Below are 4149 nucleotides of genomic sequence, written 5' to 3'. Positions count from 1 at the left end.
GCCGTTGAGCGCAGCCGCGATCACCAGCAGCAACAAGGGCTGGTCGACACCGGAGAGCAGGATGATCGAGCCGAACAGGATCATCGCCCAGACGGTGATGAAGTACAGCCGGCTCTCGCTCCAGTTGTCGTTGTCGCGCAACGTGGTGGTCTTGAGCGCGTCGGCGGTGAGCCGGCCGATCATGTCCAGCACGGTCAGGTTGGTCGAGAACAGCACGACGCTGCCGATCAACCAGAACATCGTGCCGAGCCAGGCGCCCTTCTCGTCCTGGAGCGCCTCGCCTTGCAGCTGGATGAAGTCGAAGCTCTCGGCGTCGCCGCCCATGCCGACTGTGACGAAGGTCAGCGTCATGAAGACCAGCAGGGCCACCCCGCCGATCACGAAGAAGGTCCAGAACTGTTCGCGGTTCGCGACCTTCCACCAGCCGTTCCAGCGACGCATGTTCTCCTCGTCGCGATGGAAGAAGTAGCCAGTCGTGGGTGCAGCGATCTCTTCGCCAGTGAACGGCGAGACCACCTTGGGCAGCTTCGCGCCCATGCCCAGACCCTTGTCACGGACCCAGTTGGACTGCACCAGGTTCATCACGCCGCCTGCACCGGCGAAGGCAATGGCTCCGAGCAGGGCAGCGGCACCGACGTCGGCGACGCCGTCCGGGATCTTGTCCACCTCGACGAAGCCGCGGCCGAGCGCCGAGTATCCGTCGCCGCCGAGCAGCGCGACGATCGCGTAGAGGACGAACAGCACGATCAGGCCGACCATGAAGAACTGGATCTTCTCCACGGTCCGATAGACCACCGGGGAGAAGGTCAGCACGAAGCCGATCAGTATGAGGATTCCGATGGTGATGTAGGGGATCAGGTCCTCGGAGAAGCCGAGTGCGAAGCTCAGGGTGGTGGTGCCCCCGGTCGCCCACCCGGGCCACATCCAGGCGAGCACGCCCATGATGATGAACAGCGTCCCCCAGGGCTTCCAGAGCCTGGTGAACCCGGTGACCGCCGTCTCGCCGGTGGCGAGGGTGTAGCGCTCGATCTCCATGTTCAGGAAGTACTGGGTACCCACGCCGAGGATGACCAGCCAGACCAGCACCAGCCCCACCTGGGACGCGATGCTCGGCCACAGGACGTACTCGCCGGATCCGATGGCGCCGGCCAGCAGCAGCACGCTGGGCCCGATCACCTTCTTCATCGGCAACGGCTCGGGCAGGTCGGTGTACTTGACCGCCGGTACGTGCTTGTCGGGAATCTCCGCTCGAGTCGAGGCTTCACCTCGCTCGGGTGTCGGACTGGTCATGGTCGCTCCTCCTCGGGAGTCTCGGTTCTCTGGACTCTTTCGTCTGGTCAGGGCATCCGCTCGTACGCCGGCACAGTCAGGAAGTCCTCGTAGTGCTCGGACAGCGCCATCTCCGTGAAGAGCGCCCGGGCGTCCGTCGAGCGGCCGCCGGTCTCTTCGTCGATCAGCCGCTCGACGAGGTCGCGGGTGACCTGCTGGCCGTCGGCGAGGGACGCGCCGGAGTGCAGCCAGTGCCACACCTGTGAGCGGGAGATCTCCGCGGTCGCGGCATCCTCCATCAGGTTGTTGATGCCGACCGCACCGGTGCCGCGCAGCCAGGCGTCTAGGTACTGGATGCCGACGCTGATGTTCGACCGCAGGCCCGCCTCGGTGATCTCGCCCGGGGTGCTCGCGACGTCGAGCAGCTGCTCTGCCGAGACGTCCACGTCGTCGCGCGTCCTGTGACGCTGGTCCGGATCGTCGCCGAGGACCTCCGTGAACACCTCCGTGCACAGCTCGACCATGCCGGGATGGGCCACCCACGACCCGTCGAAGCCGTCGGTCGCCTCGCGGGTCTTGTCGTCTCGCACCTTCTCGAACGCCTGCCGGTTCGTCTCCTCGTCCTTGCTCGGAATGAACGCCGCCATTCCGCCGATGGCGTGCGCGCCACGCTGGTGACAGGTACGGACGAGCAGCTCGGTGTAGGCCCGCATGAACGGGACGGTCATCGTCACCGCGTTGCGGTCGGGGAGCAGGAAGTCCTGGCCGCGGCTGCGGAAGTACTTGATCACGCTGAACATGTAGTCCCAGCGGCCGGCGTTCAGCCCGGCTGAGTGGTCGCGGAGCTCGTAGAGGATCTCCTCCATCTCGAACGCCGCTGGGTAGGTCTCGATCAGCACGGTCGCGCGGATGGTGCCCTGCGGGATCCCGACGTCGTCCTGGGCCAGCACGAAGGCCTCGTTCCAGAGCCTGGCCTCAAGGTGGCTCTCGATCTTCGGAATATAGAAGTACGGGCCTGAGCCGCGGTCGATCTGGGCCTGGGCGCAGTGGAAGAAGTAGAGCCCGAAGTCGAACAGGCTTCCCGACATGCGCTCGCCATCGACGAGCACGTGCTTCTCGGTGAGGTGCCAGCCGCGGGGCCGGACGACGATCGTCGCGGTCTCGTCGTTGAGCGAGTAGTGCTTGCCGTCGGGGTTGGTGTGCTCCAGAGTCCCGGCGACCGCGTCCCGCAGGTTGACCTGGCCCTGGACCATGTTCTCCCACAGCGGGGTGTTGGCGTCCTCGTGGTCGGCCAGCCACACCTTGGCGCCGGAGTTGAGCGCGTTGATCGCCATCTTCGCGTCGGTGGGCCCCGTGATCTCGGCGCGGCGGTCCTGGAGGCCGGGTGCCGGTTCGGCGACCTGCCAGTCGGCCTCCCGGACGTCCTTGGTCTCCTCGAGGAAGTGCAGCATGCCGCCCTCGGCCAGGTCGGCGTAGCGCCTCCCACGAGCCTCCAGCAGCTCTCGCCGGCGTGGCTCGAACTCGCGGTGGAGACGTGCCAGGAAGGCCAGGGCATCCTCGGTGAGGATCTCGTCGAACCGATCGTGGATCGGCGCGGTGATCTCGACGCTCATCGAATTCCCCCGAATTCGGTCAGGCATCCGCTCTGCGGAAGAAACCTTCTACGATCTGAAAACGTATGCCGAATGAGTCAGAGGGGCAACCGGTGGGCAGGGGCGGGTACCAGTTGAGGCATCGACCCTCGGTTGTCGGGACCGTCTGGTGAGATGGGCGCATGCCTGTCGAGTACGTCCTGCAGCCGCCTGCGGCCACTGAACGACTTGACGCACATCCTCTTGACGCCGAGCAGCAGGCAGTGGTCCAGCACGGCGCGACCCCCGGCAGCGGTCCCCTGCTCGTGCTCGCCGGCCCTGGTACGGGCAAGACCACCACGGTCGTCGAGGCCGTCGTCGGACGCATCGAGCGCGAGGGGCTGAGTCCCGACCAGGTGCTCGTGCTCACGTTCAGCCGCAAGGCTGCCGGCGAGGTACGCGCCCGCATTGCGCGTCGTCTCGACCGCACTGCGGCGGTCACGCCGGCGATGACGTTCCACGCGTTCTGCTACGCGCTGCTGCGCAGCGAGCAGGCGTCCGAGCAGTACACGAGCCCGATGCGCCTCCTCAGTGCGCCGGAGCAGGACGCGGCCATCGCCGAGCTGCTCCGCAGCGGCGACCCGCAGCTCTGGCCGCGCGAGCTGCGTGGCGCCCTGCACACGCGCGGGTTGGCCTCGGAGCTCCAGCGGCTCATGTCGTCGGCCCGCGGCCTCGGCATGGACGCGGTCGACGTCGAGGCGCTCGGCCGCGAGCACGGCCGGGTCGACTGGGAGAGCGCCGGACGATTCTTCGACGAGTACACCTCGGTCGCTGCGCTCGAGAACACCATCGACCACACCGACATGATCTTCCAGGCCGTGCGCCTGCTCGCCGATGCCGAGGTTCGTCACCGTTGGCGCGAGCGCTTCCGTCTGGTGGTCGTCGACGAGTACCAGGACACCGATCCGCTTCAGGTGTCGTTCCTCCGCGCTCTGGCCGGCAATGGTCGCGACCTCGTGGCGGTCGGCGATCCCTACCAGTCCATCTACGGATTTCGTGGCGCCGACGTCCGCGGCATCCTCGAGTTCCGTCACGAGTTCGCCGTCGGCGACACACCGGCGCCCGTCATCGTGCTGCAGAACACCCACCGCTACGGGTCGAGGATCGGTGCCGCGGTCAAGTCGGTCGTGCATGGTCGCGGAGCTCTCGGACCCGTCGACGGCAGCGCGTACGAGATGCTGCGCTCGCCGGTCTCCCGGGTCGACGACGAGGGCCGCGTCGAGGTCCGCACGTTCGTGTCACCGACCGC

3 protein-coding genes are annotated in these 4149 nt (G+C 67.1%); 1 reads left to right on the top strand and 2 read right to left on the bottom strand.

Features of this window, described 5'->3' with window-relative positions; genetic code table 11:
- Nucleotides 1–1290: Nramp family divalent metal transporter (locus tag ACRDPN_RS07985; protein WP_431446876.1), on the bottom strand; the 1290-nt coding region annotated here is incomplete at its 3' end.
- A gap of 47 nt (nucleotides 1291–1337) precedes the next feature.
- On the bottom strand, nucleotides 1338–2882 hold the full coding sequence (aceB, locus tag ACRDPN_RS07980; RefSeq protein ID WP_431446875.1) for a malate synthase A: 1545 nt from the start codon (nucleotides 2880–2882) through the stop codon (nucleotides 1338–1340).
- Between the two features lie 161 nt (nucleotides 2883–3043).
- Here aceB and ACRDPN_RS07975 point away from each other — a divergent pair.
- Nucleotides 3044–4149 (top strand): ATP-dependent helicase (locus ACRDPN_RS07975; protein ID WP_431446873.1); only part of this gene is annotated, 1106 nt, incomplete at its 3' end.

The organism is Aeromicrobium sp. (genome assembly GCF_050700635.1).
In the GTDB taxonomy this organism is placed as follows: domain Bacteria; phylum Actinomycetota; class Actinomycetes; order Propionibacteriales; family Nocardioidaceae; genus Aeromicrobium.
This window is presented reverse-complemented; position numbering and strand designations above follow the sequence as displayed.